General features: G+C 58.0%; 12 protein-coding genes. 6 read left to right on the top strand and 6 right to left on the bottom strand.

The window, feature by feature from the left end:
- Window positions 1-45 precede the first annotated feature (45 nt).
- Together fusA and tuf are read left to right on the top strand one after the other, a co-directional pair.
- A complete protein-coding gene (fusA, locus tag HBA49_RS10255) occupies window positions 46-2,172 on the top strand; it encodes an elongation factor G (RefSeq protein WP_005524554.1) in 2,127 nt (708 codons plus the stop codon).
- A 438-nt stretch (window positions 2,173-2,610) separates the two neighbouring features.
- Complete coding sequence (tuf, locus tag HBA49_RS10250; protein ID WP_005519609.1) at window positions 2,611-3,804, top strand: elongation factor Tu; 1,194 nt, start codon at window positions 2,611-2,613, stop codon at window positions 3,802-3,804.
- A 474-nt stretch (window positions 3,805-4,278) separates the two neighbouring features.
- Here the strand turns inward: tuf and HBA49_RS10245 are convergent, their stop codons facing one another.
- Window positions 4,279-5,214: a Dyp-type peroxidase gene (locus HBA49_RS10245; protein WP_005524174.1), complete on the bottom strand. Its 936-nt coding sequence runs from the start codon at window positions 5,212-5,214 to the stop codon at window positions 4,279-4,281.
- Window positions 5,215-5,929: 715 nt separating this feature from the next.
- Here HBA49_RS10245 and HBA49_RS10240 point away from each other — a divergent pair.
- Window positions 5,930-6,913 carry a M48 family metallopeptidase gene (locus HBA49_RS10240; protein ID WP_005524306.1) on the top strand — a complete coding sequence of 328 codons (984 nt, stop codon included), beginning with the start codon at window positions 5,930-5,932 and terminating at the stop codon, window positions 6,911-6,913.
- Between the two features lie 118 nt (window positions 6,914-7,031).
- Here the strand turns inward: HBA49_RS10240 and HBA49_RS10235 are convergent, their stop codons facing one another.
- A complete protein-coding gene (locus HBA49_RS10235) occupies window positions 7,032-8,720 on the bottom strand; it encodes a hypothetical protein (protein ID WP_005523915.1) in 1,689 nt (562 codons plus the stop codon).
- Between the two features lie 70 nt (window positions 8,721-8,790).
- Here HBA49_RS10235 and HBA49_RS10230 point away from each other — a divergent pair, with 70 nt between their 5' ends.
- Entirely contained in the window at window positions 8,791-9,441 is a 651-nt protein-coding gene (locus HBA49_RS10230) for a hypothetical protein (protein WP_005524696.1), read from the top strand.
- Window positions 9,442-9,457: 16 nt separating this feature from the next.
- The gene (locus tag HBA49_RS10225; RefSeq protein WP_005519629.1) at window positions 9,458-10,018 is read left to right on the top strand and encodes a DUF421 domain-containing protein; all 561 of its coding nucleotides are present in this window, start codon (window positions 9,458-9,460) and stop codon (window positions 10,016-10,018) included.
- A gap of 17 nt (window positions 10,019-10,035) precedes the next feature.
- Here the strand turns inward: HBA49_RS10225 and HBA49_RS10220 are convergent, their stop codons facing one another.
- A complete protein-coding gene (locus HBA49_RS10220) occupies window positions 10,036-11,280 on the bottom strand; it encodes an MFS transporter (RefSeq protein WP_005524394.1) in 1,245 nt (414 codons plus the stop codon).
- Window positions 11,281-11,304: 24 nt separating this feature from the next.
- On the opposite strand from HBA49_RS10220, the gene HBA49_RS10215 reads away from it, so the two are divergent.
- On the top strand, window positions 11,305-11,580 hold the full coding sequence (locus HBA49_RS10215) for a hypothetical protein (protein ID WP_112767107.1): 276 nt from the start codon (window positions 11,305-11,307) through the stop codon (window positions 11,578-11,580).
- A gap of 51 nt (window positions 11,581-11,631) precedes the next feature.
- Here HBA49_RS10215 and HBA49_RS10210 read toward each other — a convergent pair whose 3' ends face one another.
- The 3 genes from HBA49_RS10210 to HBA49_RS10200 all read right to left on the bottom strand — a co-directional run bounded on the left by HBA49_RS10210 (window position 11,632) and on the right by HBA49_RS10200 (window position 16,764).
- On the bottom strand, window positions 11,632-13,317 hold the full coding sequence (locus HBA49_RS10210; RefSeq protein ID WP_081455658.1) for an ABC transporter family substrate-binding protein: 1,686 nt from the start codon (window positions 13,315-13,317) through the stop codon (window positions 11,632-11,634).
- Window positions 13,318-13,323: 6 nt separating this feature from the next.
- A complete protein-coding gene (locus HBA49_RS10205) occupies window positions 13,324-15,003 on the bottom strand; it encodes an ABC transporter family substrate-binding protein (RefSeq protein ID WP_040431317.1) in 1,680 nt (559 codons plus the stop codon).
- A 75-nt stretch (window positions 15,004-15,078) separates the two neighbouring features.
- Window positions 15,079-16,764 carry an ABC transporter family substrate-binding protein gene (locus HBA49_RS10200; RefSeq protein WP_005524028.1) on the bottom strand — a complete coding sequence of 562 codons (1,686 nt, stop codon included), beginning with the start codon at window positions 16,762-16,764 and terminating at the stop codon, window positions 15,079-15,081.
- Window positions 16,765-16,863: the final 99 nt, after the last annotated feature.

Below are 16,863 nucleotides of genomic sequence, written 5' to 3'. Positions count from 1 at the left end.
TTTGAGCTTTTCGACGCACGAAATCATCTATCAGATAGGAATATCGTGGCACCTCAAGAAGTGCTTAAGGACCTCACCAAGGTCCGCAATATTGGCATCATGGCACACATCGATGCTGGTAAAACCACCACAACCGAGCGTATCCTCTTCTACACCGGTATCAACCGTAAGGTGGGCGAAACCCACGACGGTGCCTCCACCACCGACTGGATGGAGCAGGAAAAAGAGCGTGGTATCACCATTACCTCGGCTGCCGTGACCTGTTTCTGGAAGAACAACCAGATCAACATCATCGACACCCCTGGTCACGTGGACTTCACCGTTGAGGTGGAGCGGTCGCTGCGGGTGCTCGACGGTGCTGTTGCCGTGTTCGACGGTAAAGAAGGCGTGGAACCGCAGTCGGAGCAGGTGTGGCGTCAGGCCGCCAAATACGATGTGCCGCGCATCTGCTTTGTTAATAAGATGGACAAGCTGGGTGCAGACTTCTACTTCACCGTGCAAACCATTATTGACCGCCTGGGGGCTAAGCCTCTCGTGTTGCAGCTGCCCATCGGCGCCGAAGACACCTTCGACGGCGTGGTGGACCTTATCAACATGAACGCCATCACCTGGCGCGGTAAAGTTGACGTTGGCGCCGAACCGGTCATCGAGGAAATCCCCGCTGACCTGGTGGAGCGTGCCGAAGAATACCGGGAGAAGCTGCTGGAGGCAGTGGCAGAATCCGATGAAGAGCTCATGGAAAAGTATTTCGGTGGCGAGGAACTCACCATCGACGAAATCAAGGGCGCCATTCGGAAGATGACCATCAACTCCGAAATCTACCCCGTGCTGTGCGGTACCGCATACCACAACAAGGGTGTGCAGCCGCTGCTCGACGCCGTGATTGACTACCTGCCCAACCCGTTGGACATCGGTGAGGTTGCTGGCCATGCCGTGAACGACGAATCCCAGGTTGTGGTGCGGAAGCCCTCCGTGGATGATCCGTTTGCAGCACTCGCCTTCAAGATTGCCGTGCACCCGTTCTTCGGTAAGCTCACCTTCGTGCGCGTCTACTCCGGTCTGGTTGAGCCTGGTGCTCAGGTCACCAACTCCACCAAGGCCAAGAAGGAACGCATCGGCAAGATGTTCCAGATGCACGCCAACAAGGAAAACCCGGTGACCGAGGCCCGTGCTGGCAACATCTACGCCTTCATCGGTTTGAAGGACACCACCACCGGTGACACCCTGTGTGACACCAATAACCAGATCATCCTGGAGTCCATGGACTTCCCGGATCCGGTTATTAAGGTGTCCATCGAGCCGAAGACCAAGGCCGACCAGGAAAAACTGAGTATCGCTATTCAGAAGCTGGCCGAAGAGGACCCGACCTTCACCGTCGAACTGGACTCCGAGTCCGGCCAGACCGTGATCGGCGGCATGGGCGAGCTACACCTCGACGTGCTGGTTGACCGCATGCGGCGGGAATTCAAGGTGGAAGCCAACGTGGGTGCTCCCCAGGTGGCTTACCGTGAAACCATCCGCAAGCCGGTGGAGAAGATCGAGTACACGCACAAGAAGCAGACCGGTGGTTCCGGCCAGTTCGCCAAGGTCATTATTGCCCTGGAGCCGTACGCCCCCGATGCATCCGAGCTGGAAGAAGGCGAGTCCGCCATCTACAAGTTCGAAAACGCTGTTACCGGTGGCCGCGTGCCGAAGGAATACATCCCCTCGGTGGATGCCGGTATTCAGGACGCCATGCAGTACGGTTACCTCGCCGGCTTCCCGCTGGTGAACATCAAGGCCACCCTGCTTGACGGTGCGTACCACGAAGTGGACTCCTCGGAAATGGCCTTCAAGCTGGCCGGCTCCCAGGCCCTGAAGGAAGGCGTTGCCAAGGCAAAGCCGGTGCTGCTGGAACCGCTCATGGCGGTTGAGGTCATCACGCCGGAAGAGTACATGGGTGACGTGATCGGCGACATTAACTCTCGCCGTGGCCAGGTTAGCGCCATGGATGATCGGGCTGGTGCAAAGGTCGTGCGGGCCCGGGTGCCGCTGTCCGAAATGTTCGGTTATGTGGGTGACCTGCGGTCCCGGACCCAGGGTCGCGCTAACTACACCATGATCTTCGACTCCTACGCCGAGGTTCCGACCAACGTGGCAGCCGAGATCATCGCCGAGCGCAACGGCTCCTAAGGCTTTTCCATAAGCCTGTGCCGCCCACTGTCTTGTCGTGCCAAGCAAGATGGTGGGCGGGATAAGCCGAATGATTTTCGGTAATGGCCTTGTTGACCGTCACGCATTATCCGGTGCGGGTGCCTGAGGGAAGTGCCCCGCGGGTTCCGATCAGGTTTCTCGCTGGAGCCCCATCGGCGCCCCACCGGAACTCCGCAAGGATTGTGACGGCCGCCACGGCCATTACCAAATGAATGATTCTTAAGAACTTGATGCGAGTTGGTTCGAGTTAGTTTGAAAAACTCGCGGATAACGCATAAGATCGTGTAATTGGCACATTTGTAATCGCTGTTCTGATGAGTTGCCGAATGAATAATTCAAACGGCGAATCAGAAGGTTCAGCATATCAACCCGTGGCTGCGAGGTTCGTAGCCACCATGAAGTCCAGGAGGACATACAGTGGCAAAGGCTAAGTTTGAGCGTACTAAGCCTCACGTAAACATTGGCACCATCGGTCACGTTGACCACGGTAAGACCACCACGACCGCAGCTATCACCAAGGTTTTGGCTGACGCATACCCCGACTTGAACCAGGCTTTCGCCTTCGACTCCATCGACAAGGCTCCTGAAGAAAAAGAGCGTGGTATCACCATTAACATCGCTCACGTGGAGTACCAGACCGAAAAGCGCCACTACGCACACGTGGACGCCCCTGGCCACGCTGACTACATCAAGAACATGATCACCGGTGCCGCTCAGATGGACGGCGCTATCCTGGTCGTGGCCGCTACCGACGGCCCGATGCCGCAGACCAAGGAGCACGTGCTTCTGGCTCGCCAGGTGGGCGTTCCTTACATCCTCGTGGCACTGAACAAGTGTGACTCCCCCGACGTTGATGATGAAATCATCGAGCTCGTGGAAATGGAGCTCCGCGAGCTCCTCGCTGATCAGGAATACGACGAGGATGCCCCGATCATCCAGATCTCTGCCCTGAAGGCCCTGGAAGGCGATCCCAAGTGGACCCAGTCCATCCTGGACCTCATGCAGGCCTGCGATGACTTCATCCCGGATCCGGTTCGTGAGACCGACAAGCCCTTCCTCATGCCTATCGAGGATATCTTCACCATCACCGGCCGTGGCACCGTGGTGACCGGTCGTGTTGAGCGCGGTTCCTTGAAGGTGAACGAAGAAGTCGAAATCATCGGCATCAAGGACAAGGCTCTGTCCACCACCGTTACCGGCATCGAAATGTTCCGCAAGCTGCTGGACTACACCGAAGCTGGCGACAACTGCGGTCTGCTGCTCCGTGGCGTTAAGCGCGAAGAAGTTGAGCGTGGCCAGGTTGTGGCCAAGCCCGGCGCCTACACCCCTCACACCGAGTTCGAGGCTTCCGTCTACGTTCTGTCCAAGGACGAAGGTGGCCGCCACACCCCGTTCTTCGATAACTACCGTCCGCAGTTCTACTTCCGCACCACCGACGTTACCGGTGTTGTGAAGCTCCCTGAGGGCACCGAGATGGTCATGCCTGGCGACAACGTTGACATGTCCGTCACCCTGATCCAGCCGGTCGCCATGGACGAGGGTCTGCGCTTCGCTATCCGCGAAGGCTCCCGCACCGTCGGCGCTGGCCGCGTCACCAAGATCATCAAGTAATTGCTGGTCTAGGTTATAGATAAGAATCCGGTTCCCATTCTGGGGGCCGGATTTTTTCTGCTTTACGACGCACACCCCAGCGGTAGCAACGTCGATAAGCTGGGGACCTTCCTCAATGGCCGCCGCAATGCGCCAGGACAAACAAATCTGCATTCCGAAGGTCCCTAGCTTATCGGTTGTGCAGCTCACTGCTTTGCGACGCCCCAAGGTGCCCTCACGCAGGGTAGTACATTATCTAAGCTGGGGATCTGAACTGTCCCATGAATATTTCACCTAAAACCCCAGGGATTTCGGCAGACATAATAAGATCCCCAGCTTAGCAACAGTGCTGTAGGGTCGGGGAGTGTTCCTGGGAGGCTGCAAACTGCTCAGACGATCGCCAGCAGATCTCCTAAGCTGGGGATCTTAATTTTCTTCCCAAAATTCCCTGGAGGTCAACCCATCACAAACCAGGTCCCCAGCTTAGAGGAAACGCTACTTGGTGGGTTTGGGTAGTTGTTCCGTGAAATCATCCAGTAATTCTATTGACGGGATGAAGAACAGGGTGCCGGTGGTCGGGTAGGAAAAGTCCAGGATCCGGTCATAATTCCCGGTGGGTTTGCCAACAAACATGTTGGTCAGCATTTCCTCGGTCACTGACACGTCACCAGAATAGCCGGCGAAATAGGTGCCGAACTCCTGTTCTTTGAATGAACCGAATGGCATGTTGAGTCGGTAAATGTCGCTGTCAACATCATTGATGGCCACGTGGGAATTATTTGGCTTGGTGGCGTCGTCTAGTTCCACGTTGTCCAGTTTGGTTCGGCCAATGACTTTCTCCTGCTCTTCGGTGTTGAGTTCCTTCCATGCATTCATATCGTGCAGGTATTTTTGCACAATCAGGTATGAACCATTGATGTATGGCGAGGTAGACGGGGCGGAGATATGAACTGCGTCTTCGGCGTCACTGTTTTCCGGGTTTTCGGTGCCGTCAACAAACCCGAGTAAATCCCGGTTGTCGAAGAATTTAAACCCATGGGTTTCGTCAACCACAGTTGCTACATTGGCGAGCCGATCCATAACAATACGGGCCAGCTCCCAGCACATATCCACACTTGCTGCCCGCAGGTGCAGAATGAGGTCTCCCGGTGTGGATGGGGCCGAATGCTTGGCGCCGCGGATCTCCCGGAATTCGTGCAGTTGCTCGGGGATGGGTGCGGAGGTGATGAGCGGCCACAGTCGGGCGCCTATCCCAATCACGCCGTAAAGATCGGCGTCGGGGTAGCGGAACGAGACGGTGCGGTTGAGTCCCGGGAAGTCCGCGAACAGGTCCCGAACTGTGTCGATCGCATCTGGCGCGGTTTCGTCGATGGTGAAGACCAAAAATAATGCCGCCGTGGATGGCGGGGCAATGATGGTTTGGGCTGGCATGCCTCAATGATCCTTTCCAATAGTCAAGCAAAACGGTGAGTCTATTTTCACCTTACCCGAGGCATTGTACGCGTGAATGAGTGCTTCCCATCGGTTGTGCAGCCTCCCGCTTTGCGACGCCCCAAGGTGCGGAACATCCTCTGATCCCGGGTAGTACATTGTCTAAGCTGGGGACCCTCGTGCCTACGTTTGTTTTTCCTGGTACATCTTGGCTTCGCGGTAAGGTCACCAGCTTATCGAATCTGCTGCCTGTACGGTTGGGGTTTTGTGGGTATTCTTCCCTGACCAGGGAACCTGGCTGTATATTCTCTAAGCTGGGGACCTAAATTTTTCCTTCCAAAATTCCCTGGAGGGCAGCCCACTACAGACTGGGTCCCCAGCTTAGCAACTGTGCAGTAGCCTTGTCGGCTTTGCGCCTTAATATCAGGATCGCCCTGATAACGGTTCAGTGACTACAGCAAACCTTCTAAGCTGGGGACCTGTTTTATGGTAAGGGAAATGCCTGGAGGAAAACCGTGTTGGTTTCAGGTCCCCAGCTTAGAACATGTGCTGTCAGCGTGGCTGATGCTCATGCGGAGACCTCAGCACACCATCTCCTATAGATTTCCCACTAGTCTTCAGTCATGCAGGCATCAAATAATATCCGGCATAATTAATAGGCACACAATTATGTAATAAGGCGGCCAAGGCCCAGCAAGTCGTAGGAGGCACAACAGTGAGCAGTTTCGACCCCAAGCCCGAGAAGTCCAACCCTGACAACCCTGAAAGATCGGGTGAAGAATCCCCGTCTCAGACCCTACCGCAGGTCCCACCCCAGACCCAGCAAATCCCACCGCAACCCCAGACCCCGCAGCAAGCGCAACCCCATCCCACCGTCCGGGAGTTTCGCCATAGGGCGGAGATCCCAATGCTGGTCTTTGGTGGGATTCTGACGATCCTGGCGGTGGTCGCCTGCATTTTTGTGATTCTGATCGGCATGTCGTTAAGCGAGTTCGGCCAGGGGGTTTTGGTTGGCATTCTTGCCCCGGCGCTCGCATTCTTTGCTATCCGATGGTTTTATTGGAGCGCTATCACTAACGCGGTGGAGGTGACCCCAGCCCAGTTCCCCGAGGTCTACACCATCTACCATGACCTTGCCCAGCAGATGGGCTTCCGCCCCGACGCTGCTGGGAAGGGGATCACCCGCCTGCCCCGGCTGTATATCAAAAATGGGAATGGGGTCATGAATGCATATGCGTCGAAATGCCAGGTGTCCCGCGGATATGTCGTCATCCACTCCGACCTTGTGGACGTGGGCTACACGTATCAGGATTGGGAGTTTGTCCGGTTTGTGCTGGCCCACGAGCTGGGGCACATCAAGTGTGGGCATGTGGATTTGTGGCGGTCGATGATCCGCCCGGTGACGACGGCGCTTCGCCTCCAGGCCTCGGTTATTCGCGCGCAGGAGTACACGGCCGATCGGGTGGCGTTGTATTACGCTCCCGCGGGCGGCAAGGGTATGATCCACCTGTACTGCGGCAAGCATCTGGGGCATCGGGTCAATATGGACGAGTATTTTGCGAGCGTGCACGCGCACAAGGATGGTTTCTGGATCAAGGTGGCTAACTTCTTGTCCGACCACGCGGTTGGGTTCCGCCGAATGGCTGCGCTTCACGAGGCGGAGACGAAGGGCTGGGACGTGCATGGGAAAATGCTGTAGCACCCCGCTTTACGACGCCCACCTCCCGGCCTACTGCCAAATGCATTCCGGGGTTTCTTCCCCTGTAGGGGACATGAGGAATGGTCGCGTGTCTCCGGCGGGTGATGACTTACACCAATCATCCCACCGGCACCAGGGGCCCGAGCGCCCCGGCGCCGATGCACACGTGCGCCTGCGGGTCGGGCCCGGTCACCACCACCCGCAGAATCTGGCCGCCGCCCGGCACTCGCACCCACTTCGTGCCCAATTCGGTGGGCGGCGGTACCGTGATTGCTCGACTGTTTGTTGCGGCAATGGGTTCCAAACCGTTGGGCGTGGTGATGGTGACTTTCATCCCGTCGGTGCTGGCCAGGGAGTTGAACTCCCATACCCATTCGCCAAACGGCACCCCGGGGTTAATGGGAATGTCCACGCTCCCACCCGAATACACCCGGTAGCCGCATTCCGGTTCTGGCCCCAGCTGGGAGCGGGACACCGGTTCTATTCGCGCCGGGTGCAGCAGGCCGTGGGCGTCGAAAACCCGGGGTTGGGTGGTGGCGTTCACCGGTGTGATGCCCGCGATGGCGGAAACCCAATTATATGGGTGCATCAGGGGCGTTAGGACTTCCAGGGGGGTTTGCTGGTTCAGTATGGTGTCTCCTTCGCGGGCCAGGGCGGCACGCACGTTTGGTAAATATTCCCGGCTGGGGTCGGTGTGCCACGCCGCGATCCACGTGCCGGTCGACACCATGGATGAGGCCACAAACACCCAGGTGAAAACCTTGATGATGGTGGTGTTGCGCAGCCGGAGCCCGGCCACCCCCACCAGCACGGTCATGGACCACCAGTCCACGTAATAGTGCATGCTGCGCAGCAGGGTTTCGCTGGTTTCCTCCCCGCCGCGGGCGGTGAAGAGGAAAAACCAAATGGTGATGAGGTATCCGAGGGTGGGGATGAGCAATAACACGCGCTGCGGGCGTCGTAAAGCGGCGGGAAACATGAGGACAAACAGCACTATGACAGCAATGATGCTAAGTGGCATGCTGGGGTCGGCGAAGGCTTTGCCGGGGATCCAGCGGGACCACTGCCAGGGGCCGCCGAACGCGCCGGGGATGATCGCCTGAAACAGGGCGGTGGGCAGGCCGAAGGTGACGGTTCTAGTGGTGCCGCCCAGGCCAAAGTCGAGGCGCGGCAGGTACACTGCCAGCCAGCCGGCCGTCACCACTACCAGCAGGAAGATCGACAGTTTGTGCGAGCGGATCTTGCCGATGATGAGTAATAGCACCACAATGACCGGCATGATGGTCAGGGATTTTTCGGTAAAAACTAGCCCCACAAGCAGCACAATGGCGGCGAACCACGGGTGTTTGCGCAGCACCAGCCACAGCACTCCGGCGCAGGCGCACTGCCAGGCGTAGGCGTTGATCGCGGTCGACCACCACCCGGCTGCATCCATGAGAAACGGCGAAAACCCCAACAGCGCCAGGCCGATAAGTCGCATCATCGGTTGGTCTGGTGCCAGCGCCCGCAGCGCGCAAACCCACAGCAGAAAACTGGCAGCGGTGAGCAGCACAATAATCAGCGCCGGCAACCACCAGGACAGTGGCGCGGCCCGGGCCACCAGCACCTGCACCAGCGCCGAACCCGGCATGAGATGATTGTCGTACAGCCTGAACAGGCCGGTGAAACTGAGCGGCGAAAATTTTGCCGGAATAACTAGATCATCCCAGTACAGGGTGCGTTGCGAAACCTGCACGCACCGCAGCACAACAAGCAGCCCGCCAAGTACTGCGGGAATGCCGATGCGAAGGTCACGTGGAAAGCTCATGGTAACAACAGAATACCGGCTACCGCGTAAAGTATGCCGTAGATCAATTTGAGAGAGGACATTCGTGCACATGCGACCCATTTCGCGCTCCGAGGTTATGGCAGAGCTTGCCGACGTGTGGGAAGGCAACCCCAGGCTCACCCTCTATGAGCTTTTCGACGTCCTCCGCCGCGCTGGCCTCGCCCCGGACAGCACCAACTATGAGGCCCTCAGCCTGTGTTCCTATCTCACCGGCCTCCGGCCGGCCCGGGTGCCGCTCACTCCGCAGGGGCAGGCCGCAACCTCCGCCTTGGTTATCATGGGAACCGGGCGCATGCGGTGCGCCCTTTACCCGGACTATTTCATTTTCTATGGTGATGGCCGGCAGCTTTTCGCCCGCCGCTACCGCCGCATAGGTTCGGCCCGGCTGCACCAGCCCCTTCGCCTGGTCGATGATGGGGGTACCGAATGGTGCGACTCGGACGAGCCGATTATTGCCATCGAAATGATCGACACCATCCCGGACCCCACCGCACCATACGTCTTCATGTTCGAAGACGAGAACGTGTTGGGTTTCTGGTATCAGGGCCGGCTGCGGGTGGAGCAGCGTGGTCGGCGCAGTATTGACATCAGCGAATACCAGTTCCCACTGGTGCGGGCGCCCCAGGTGGGGGACGACACCCCGGCCGGCATCATCCGGGCCTGCTTCAAAGCCGGGAACGGCGTGGGCGCGCACGACTAAGGCACAGGGGTAGCGTGTGACATTCTTCGACCGGATACAGGAGTTGGCCATATCGCAACTCGCTATCGACCCGGCGCGCATCCCCGTGGTGATACTCAGCGGGGTGTGTATCTACCTGGGGTTTTTACTGCTGGTGCGGGTGTTTGGGGTTCGCGTGTTGGCGAAAATGACCACGTTTGATGCGGTGGTCATTGTCATGTTCGGGGCGGTGGCCGGCCGGGTGGTGATCGGCCACCCACCAACCTTGGTCGCCGGCATCATTGGTCTGTTGACGCTCATGGCCATGGAGGCCCTGTTTGGCATGGTGCGGGACCTGCGGGGGATTAAGGCCACCCTGGTGGGGCGGCCGCAGGTGTTGGTGGCCCATGGGGAGATTATTGCGGAGCAGTTGAAGAAAACCCATGTGCGGAAGGCCGATGTGAAGCATGCGGTGCGGCGGGCGGGGATTCCCAATATGAAGTATGTGCAGCTCATGATTTTAGAACCGACGGGTGAGATGTCGATTTTCCGCACCGGTGAGCCGGTGGACCCGGATTTGCTTAAGGGCGTGGCCGGGGTGGAATACCTTTATCCGTGACAACCGGCCAAAACTTGTCAGGGGGTTTCAGCTTCGGTGGGGTCGGCGAGGTCGGCGAGTTTCGGCATGGCCCGCAGCGCCGGGCTAGCCAAGCTCATGGCGAGGGCGATGGTGAGGGCGCCGGCCGCCCACCCCATGGTGATGGTGAACCCGTAATGGTCGAGGGTGACGCCGGCGAGCCACAGGCCCAGGGGCGCGAGGATCATGCCGGGCACCCCGGATGCGGTGAAGATTTTCCCCACGTGGGCTTCGTCGCTGACGGCGAGCGTGTACGAGGTGATAGCGGAGTTCATTGCGGGCAATGCAATCCCGGAGATGAGGACGATGACGGCGCTGACCCAAAAGTAGTGGATCGTGACCAGGAGCGCCAGGCTGGTGAGGGCGTATATGGCCAGTGCCGACTGGAGGAGTGTTGCGAGCGAGAACCGGTTGGTGAGTTTTGCGGTGAGTGGTGCGCCGAGCAACACGCCGCCGCCGAAGCAGGCCAGTATCACGCCGATCAGTGGGGGAGGGGTGCCGTGGGTTTCCAGCTCGGCAAGCAGGATGAATGATATGGGCACCATGCCCAGGTTGGCGATGCTGGCCACATAGGTGAGGTGCCGCAGGCCCATATTGCCCATGACCAGGGTGAATCCGGTCTTCACATCCTGGAGGAAGTGAGGTTTCTCGGGTTGGTCTTCGGGGTCGGTGGTGCGGGCGTCGCGTACCGGGGGCACGAGGAAGATTGCTATCAGGTGGAGGAGAGATTGGATACCGAAGGCGATGTGCCCGCCCAGGGTGAACAGGGCGCCGCCGATCGGCGTGCCGATGAGCCCAGTGGTGGAGCCGCGGGCTTCGGTGATGGCGGTGGCTTCGCCAAGCTGGTTCGTGGGGATGATGCGTTTGAGGATGACGAATTCGCTGGGCCCATCAATCGCCCCCACGGCGGAGGTGATGATGGCGAGAACCGCGATGATCGCCACGTTGGCGGTGCCTTGCCACAGCAGGAGGCCGAGTAGCCCCCACAGGAGGAATTCCAGGCCGAAGCTGAGCCGCAGGAGAAAGCTGGGGTTGCTGCGGTCCGCGATGGCCCCGGACATAATGCCGGCGACCGTGCTGGCGGTGGTGGCGAGGGCGGTCACCAGGCCGGCGTTTGTGGCGGAGCCGGTGAGGTCCAGGATGACGAGGGGGATGAGGATGTAGGCGATGGTCACGCCCATTTCATTGCTGGCGTAGGCGGCGGTGAGCCGCTGGAATGCGGAGTTGGTGCGTAACCGGGCCATGGTGGACCATACTATAATGTTTCTATGGCTGCTACAACTAAAACCTATGCTAAATCGTGGTTACCACCAAGGCCGGGTCATGATCTCATGGCGGAGTTTTTCCCCTGGGTGCGGGAGCTTTCTCTATCAGATCAGCGGTTGTGTGCGCGGGAGATCATGGCTGCGGCCCGCATGTCGGCGGCTGAGCTGGTCATTTCCGAGTTGCGGTCGTGGTCGGAAACCGCCTCGGCCATTGCGGCAGGTTTGGGCGATGTGAGGTCAGGTTGGTTGGCTGTTCCTAAGCCGGTGGGGCGCCCATAAAAAGGCTGCTTTACGACGCGGCTGTCGTCGTAAAGCAGCAAGGGCTACGGATTATTTAGCCCAGCCGATGTTTTCTTTCGGGACAACGGCGAAGGCGTAGGCGCCGAAGTTTGCCAACCCCTTCTTCACGCCGGTCAGTTGTGGGCCGTTCGCGTACGGCATGATGCCGTACTGGGCGAATGCCTCTTTCTCCAGCTCGTTTGCCTTGGCGATCTGCTCGGTTTTATCCGAAATCTGGTAGAGTTCGTTGATTTTCTCATCAAACTCGGGTGTGCCGGTGCCGGAGTTGTTGAGCTCCGAATTGGATGCGTAGTCCTGCTTGAAATACAGCACCCCGAACGGGTCGGTGGAGCCGAAACCGCTCATGATGAGGTCGAAGTCTTTCTCCGCCAAGACTCGGGAGAAATCCGAATTTGGTCGTTCTTCAACCTGCATGTCGACCCCGATGTTTTTCATCATTTTTTGCAGGCCGGTCACGCTGCTTTTTATCATTTGATCATCACCAAACGTGACATAGCGAAGCTTGAGTTTCTTGCCGTCTTTTTCTCGGATGCCGTCCCCGCCTTCGGCCCAGCCGGCCTCGTCGAGCAGTTGCTTGGCCTTGTCCTGGTCGTATTGCGCCGCGGAGCTGAAATTGTCCTGGTAGCCTTCCTGGTTTTGGAACAGGAAGATTGAGCCGGGCAGGTCTTCCTTATAATCCAACCCATTGAACCGGATTTGCGCCAGAGTTTCCCTGTCGACCCCCGTGATGAGGGCTTGCCGCACCTTGATGTCCTCCAGAATGGGGGTTTTACTGTTGAGGGTGAGCAGGAAGTTTGACGGCTGGAGCGCGCCGAGAATATTGATGTCTTTCATTTGCTTTGCGACGGCCAGGTTGTCTTTCGTCGCCACACTAGCCGCATCAATCTCCCCGGCCTGGAATGCGTTAATGATGGCCTGGGATTCCATCTGCCGGTATGTTACCTTGTCCAGCTTGGGTTTCTCACCCCACCAATTTTCATTGGGCACGAATGTGACGGTGCCGCCGTTGTAGTCGAAGGTATCCACCTTGAATGGGCCGGCGCCCCACTCCGGGTGCGGGTTCTTCAGATAGCCCTCGTTGAAGGTTTGTGGGTCGGATACCGCCGGGTGCATGAATTGGTTAAACAGGGCCTGCCACCAGGCGAATGGTTGTTTGAACGTGACCACGGCCTGCTTGTCGGATTCGCCGGCGGTGACGCTTTCGATCAGTTCGTAGCCGTCGGTGCTGGACACGCTGAAGTCCTTGTTTTCCCCATTGCTGACCTTCCAGGTGGTTTCGAAGGCCCGCCAGTCGATGGGGGTGCCGTCGTTGAAGACCGCGTCCGGGTTGATGTCATAGGTGACCACGGTTTTCCCATCCACCTCCTCATCTTTCACGTTGGTCAGGTAGTCGGGGTTGGGGTGCCACGTGCCATCGCCGTCGAAAAGCACGGGTTGGGGGTTATACCAGCGCCACAGGGTGAGGGTGTCCATCACCGAATTGGCGTGCAGGGAATTGGACTGTTCGGAAATCTCATAGATGGGGAGGGTGAGCTCGCCACCATCCTTGATTTGATCGCGCTCCATCGAATTATAGTCACCCTTGAGGTTAATGTGTACCCCACCTGCGGAATCCGAGGATGCCTCCTGCTGTTTCGTGCCGGAGCACCCGCTTAGTGTCAACGCTGCCGCCGACAGTAGCGCAATAACCGCTAAACCGTATCGTTTTTTCATCATTACTCCTTACTTGGCCCAGCCAATGTTTTCCTTGGGCACTAAGGCGAAAGCATACGAACCGTAGTTCGCCAACCCGTTTTTAGTTGCATACAATTGTGGGCCGTTGACGTACGGCATGATGCCATACTGTTGCAACGCTTCTTTCTCCAGTTCGTTGGCCCGCTTGATTTGTTCTTCTTGGGTGGGCAACTGCTGGAGTTCGGCGATCTTGTCGTCCATCTCGGGTGTGCCGGTGCCGGACTTGTTTAGCTCCGAATCGGAGGCGTACACCTGTTTGAAATAGGCAACCCCATAGGGGTCGTAGGAGGTGAAACCGCTGGTGAGCACGTCGAATTCGCGTTCCGCTATCACCTGGGAGAAATCCGAGCTGGGGCGTTCTGCAACCTGCAAATCCACCCCAATGTCTTTCATCATTTTCTGCATGGCGGCCGCGGTGCTCTTTACCAGCTGGCTGTCGCCAAACGTGACGTAGCGGAGCGTGAGTTTCTTGCCGTCCTTCTCCCGGATGCCGTCGCTGCCTTCGGTCCAGCCGGCCTCGTCGAGCAGCTGCTTGGCTTTGTCCTGGTCGTAGGTCACGAGGCCACCGAAATTATCCTGGTACCCTTTCTGGTTTTGGAACAGTGCGAACGAGCCCGGCAGGTTTTCCGTGTAGTCCATGCCATTGAACCGAACCTGCGCCAATGTTTCCCGGTTAATGCCGGTGAACACGGCCTCCCGCACCTTCACATCCTCCAGGGTTGGGGTCTTCGCATTGAGAGTCACCAGGTAGTTTGACGGGCGCAGCGTGCCCCGGAGGGTGGTGTCCTTCACGGTTTTCGCCACCGCCAAATGATCCTTATTGGTGATCTCTACCGCATCCACCTCGCCGGCCTGGTAGGCGTTAATGGTGGCCTGGGACTCCATCTGCCGGTATGTTACCTTGTCCAGCTTCGGTTTTTCGCCCCACCATTTTTCATTGGGCACAAACGAAACGGTGCCGCTGTTGTAATCAAACTGGTCCACTTTGTATGGTCCGGCACCCCACTCCGGGTGCGGATTCTTCAAATAGCCCTCGTTGAACGTTTGGGCGTCCGCCACCGATGGGTGCAGCACCCGGTCGAACAGGGCCTGCCACCAGGGGTACGCCTGTTTGTACGTCACCACAGCTTGTTTGTCGGATTCGCCGGCGGTGACGCTTTCGATCTGGTCGTAGCCGTCCGTGGAATTCGCCACCACATCCGGGTTTTCCGCATTATTGAATTTCCACATGGTTTCAAAAACCCGCCAGTCGATGGGGGTGCCATCGTTAAACACCGCGTCCGGGTTGATGTCGTAGGTGACCACGGTTTTCCCATCCACCTCCTCGGCGTTCACATTGGTGAGGTACGCCGGGTTGGGGTGCCACGTGCCGTCGCCGTCGGCGAGCGTCATTTGCGGGTTATACCACCGCCACAGGGTGGTGCCATCCACGATGGCGTTACCGTGCAGCGAATTAGATTGCTCGGGAACCTCCAGAATCGGCAGCGTCAGCTCGCCACCATCCTTGATTTGGTCGCGCTCCAGCGGGTTATAGTCGCCGGTGGGTTTGATCTCTACCGTTGCCGCCGGTCCGGAATTGGCGTTTTTCTTATCCGAGGTGCAACCGCCGAGCAGGAGGCCGGTGGCCGCCACCACAGCAACCACCGACATCACGGATGATCGTCTCATGGCAATCAACTCCTTTACTTACTAGTGCCGCACACCTTGCAGGTGTGCGGTCAAAGTGAAAACTGTGTGCGGTCGCTACTTGGCCCAGCCAATGTTTTCCTTGGGCACAACGGCGAACGCCATCGCCCCATAGTTAGCGAGCGTCTTCTTCGACGCCACAAGCCGCGGCCCATTCGCATACGGCATAATGCCATACTGTTTCAAGGCCTCTTTCTCCAACTCGTTGGCTTTTTGAATCTGCTCCTCCTGGGTGGGCAGCTTCTCCAATTCCGCAATCTGCTCATCCAACTCCGGCGTGCCGGTGCCCGACTTATTCACCTGCGAATCCGACCCATAGGTGTACTTGAAATACATCACCCCATAGGGGTCGTAGGAGGTAATGCCGCTGGTGAGGAAATCAAAATCCAGGTTGGCGACCACCTTGGAGAAATCCGCGCTGGGGCGCTCCGAAATCTGCAAATCCACCCCAATATCCTTCAACATTTTCTGCGTCGCCGCCGCCATGCTCTTCCCCTGGTTATCGTCGCCAAACGTCACATAGCGCAGCGTGAGTTTCTCGCCATCCTTCTCCCGGATACCGTCGCTACCAACCGCCCAGCCGGCGTCGTCAAGCAACTGCTTGGCCTTATCCTGGTCGTATTGCACCACCGACCCGAAATTATCCTCATACCCCTTCTGGTTTTGGAACATCACAAACGACCCGGGCAGATTCTCCTTATAACCCAACCCATTAAACCGGATCTGCGCCAACGTTTCCCGATTAATGCCGGTAAACAGGGCCTCCCGCACCTTCACATCCGCCAAATTCGGTGCCTTACTGTTGGCGGTGAGCACCCAGTGGGTGGGTTGCAGTGTGCCCTGAATATTCACATCCTTCATGCTTTTCGCCACTGCCAGCCGATCCTTATCGGACACCACCGTGGCATCAATCTCCCCGGACTGGAACGCATTAATAGCGGCCTGCAACTCCATCCGCCGATACGTCACCTTGTCCAGCTTGGGTTTTTCGCCCCACCATTTTTCATTGGGCACAAACGAAACGGTGCCGCTGTTGTAATCAAACTGGTCCACCTTATACGGGCCTGAACCCCACTCCGGGTGCGGATTCTTCAAATAGCCCTCGTTGAACGTTTGGGCGTCCGCCACCGCCGGGTGCAGCGGCACCGAAAACAGGGCCTGCCACCACGGGTACGGCTGCTTAAACGTCACCACCACCTGCTTATCGGATTCGCCGGCGGTCACGCTCTCAATCAGGTCGTAACCATCCGTGGCATTAATGCTCACATCCGGGTTCTCCCCATTACTCATCTTCCACGTGTTCTCAAACACATGCCAGTCGAAAGCCGTACCATCATTAAACACCGCATCCGGGTTCAGGTCATAGGTGACCACGGTTTTCCCGTCGACCTCTTCGGCGCTCACATTGGTCAAATACGCCGGATTCGGGTGCGGTGTCCCGTCGCCGTCGGCGAGCATCAACTGCGGGTTATACCAGTACCACAGGGTGTTCGTATCCACCACCGCATTGCCGTGTGACGCATTCGACTGCTCCGTCACCTCACCAATCGGCAGCGTCAACTCGCCACCATCTTTGATTTGGTCGCGTTCCAGCGGGTTATAGTCGCCGGAAAGCTTAATTTCCACGCCACCCGCCGAATCCGACGACGCCTCCTGCTGCGACGACTGGGAACACCCAGCCAACACCAGCGCCGCCGCCGACACCACGGCCACTATAGCCGCGCAATACCGTTTCCTCACCATGATAACTCCTTGAATTCAATACACAGGTGAAAGTATGTACAAGAAAAACCACGCATCCCGGCCCCGATGCCGGCCCTCATAGCGTCTAGTGCCAGGCCA

This window comes from Corynebacterium matruchotii, assembly GCF_011612265.2.
GTDB classification, from domain to species: Bacteria; Actinomycetota; Actinomycetes; order Mycobacteriales; family Mycobacteriaceae; genus Corynebacterium; species Corynebacterium matruchotii.
The sequence above is the reverse complement of the archived record's forward strand: the minus strand, read 5'-3'. Positions and strand labels throughout refer to the sequence as shown.

Bases quoted from the DNA above. Each gene is read 5' to 3' on its own strand.
- HBA49_RS10235 (WP_005523915.1), bottom strand. From the start codon at position 8,720: ATGAGCTTTCCACGTGACCTTCGCATCGGCATTCCCGCAGTACTTGGC.
- HBA49_RS10245 (WP_005524174.1), bottom strand. From the start codon at position 5,214: ATGCCAGCCCAAACCATCATTGCCCCGCCATCCACGGCGGCATTATTT.
- HBA49_RS10215 (WP_112767107.1), top strand. From the start codon at position 11,305: ATGGCTGCTACAACTAAAACCTATGCTAAATCGTGGTTACCACCAAGG.
- HBA49_RS10230 (WP_005524696.1), top strand. From the start codon at position 8,791: ATGCGACCCATTTCGCGCTCCGAGGTTATGGCAGAGCTTGCCGACGTG.
- HBA49_RS10200 (WP_005524028.1), bottom strand. From the start codon at position 16,764: ATGGTGAGGAAACGGTATTGCGCGGCTATAGTGGCCGTGGTGTCGGCG.
- HBA49_RS10220 (WP_005524394.1), bottom strand. From the start codon at position 11,280: ATGGCCCGGTTACGCACCAACTCCGCATTCCAGCGGCTCACCGCCGCC.
- HBA49_RS10210 (WP_081455658.1), bottom strand. From the start codon at position 13,317: ATGATGAAAAAACGATACGGTTTAGCGGTTATTGCGCTACTGTCGGCG.
- HBA49_RS10205 (WP_040431317.1), bottom strand. From the start codon at position 15,003: ATGAGACGATCATCCGTGATGTCGGTGGTTGCTGTGGTGGCGGCCACC.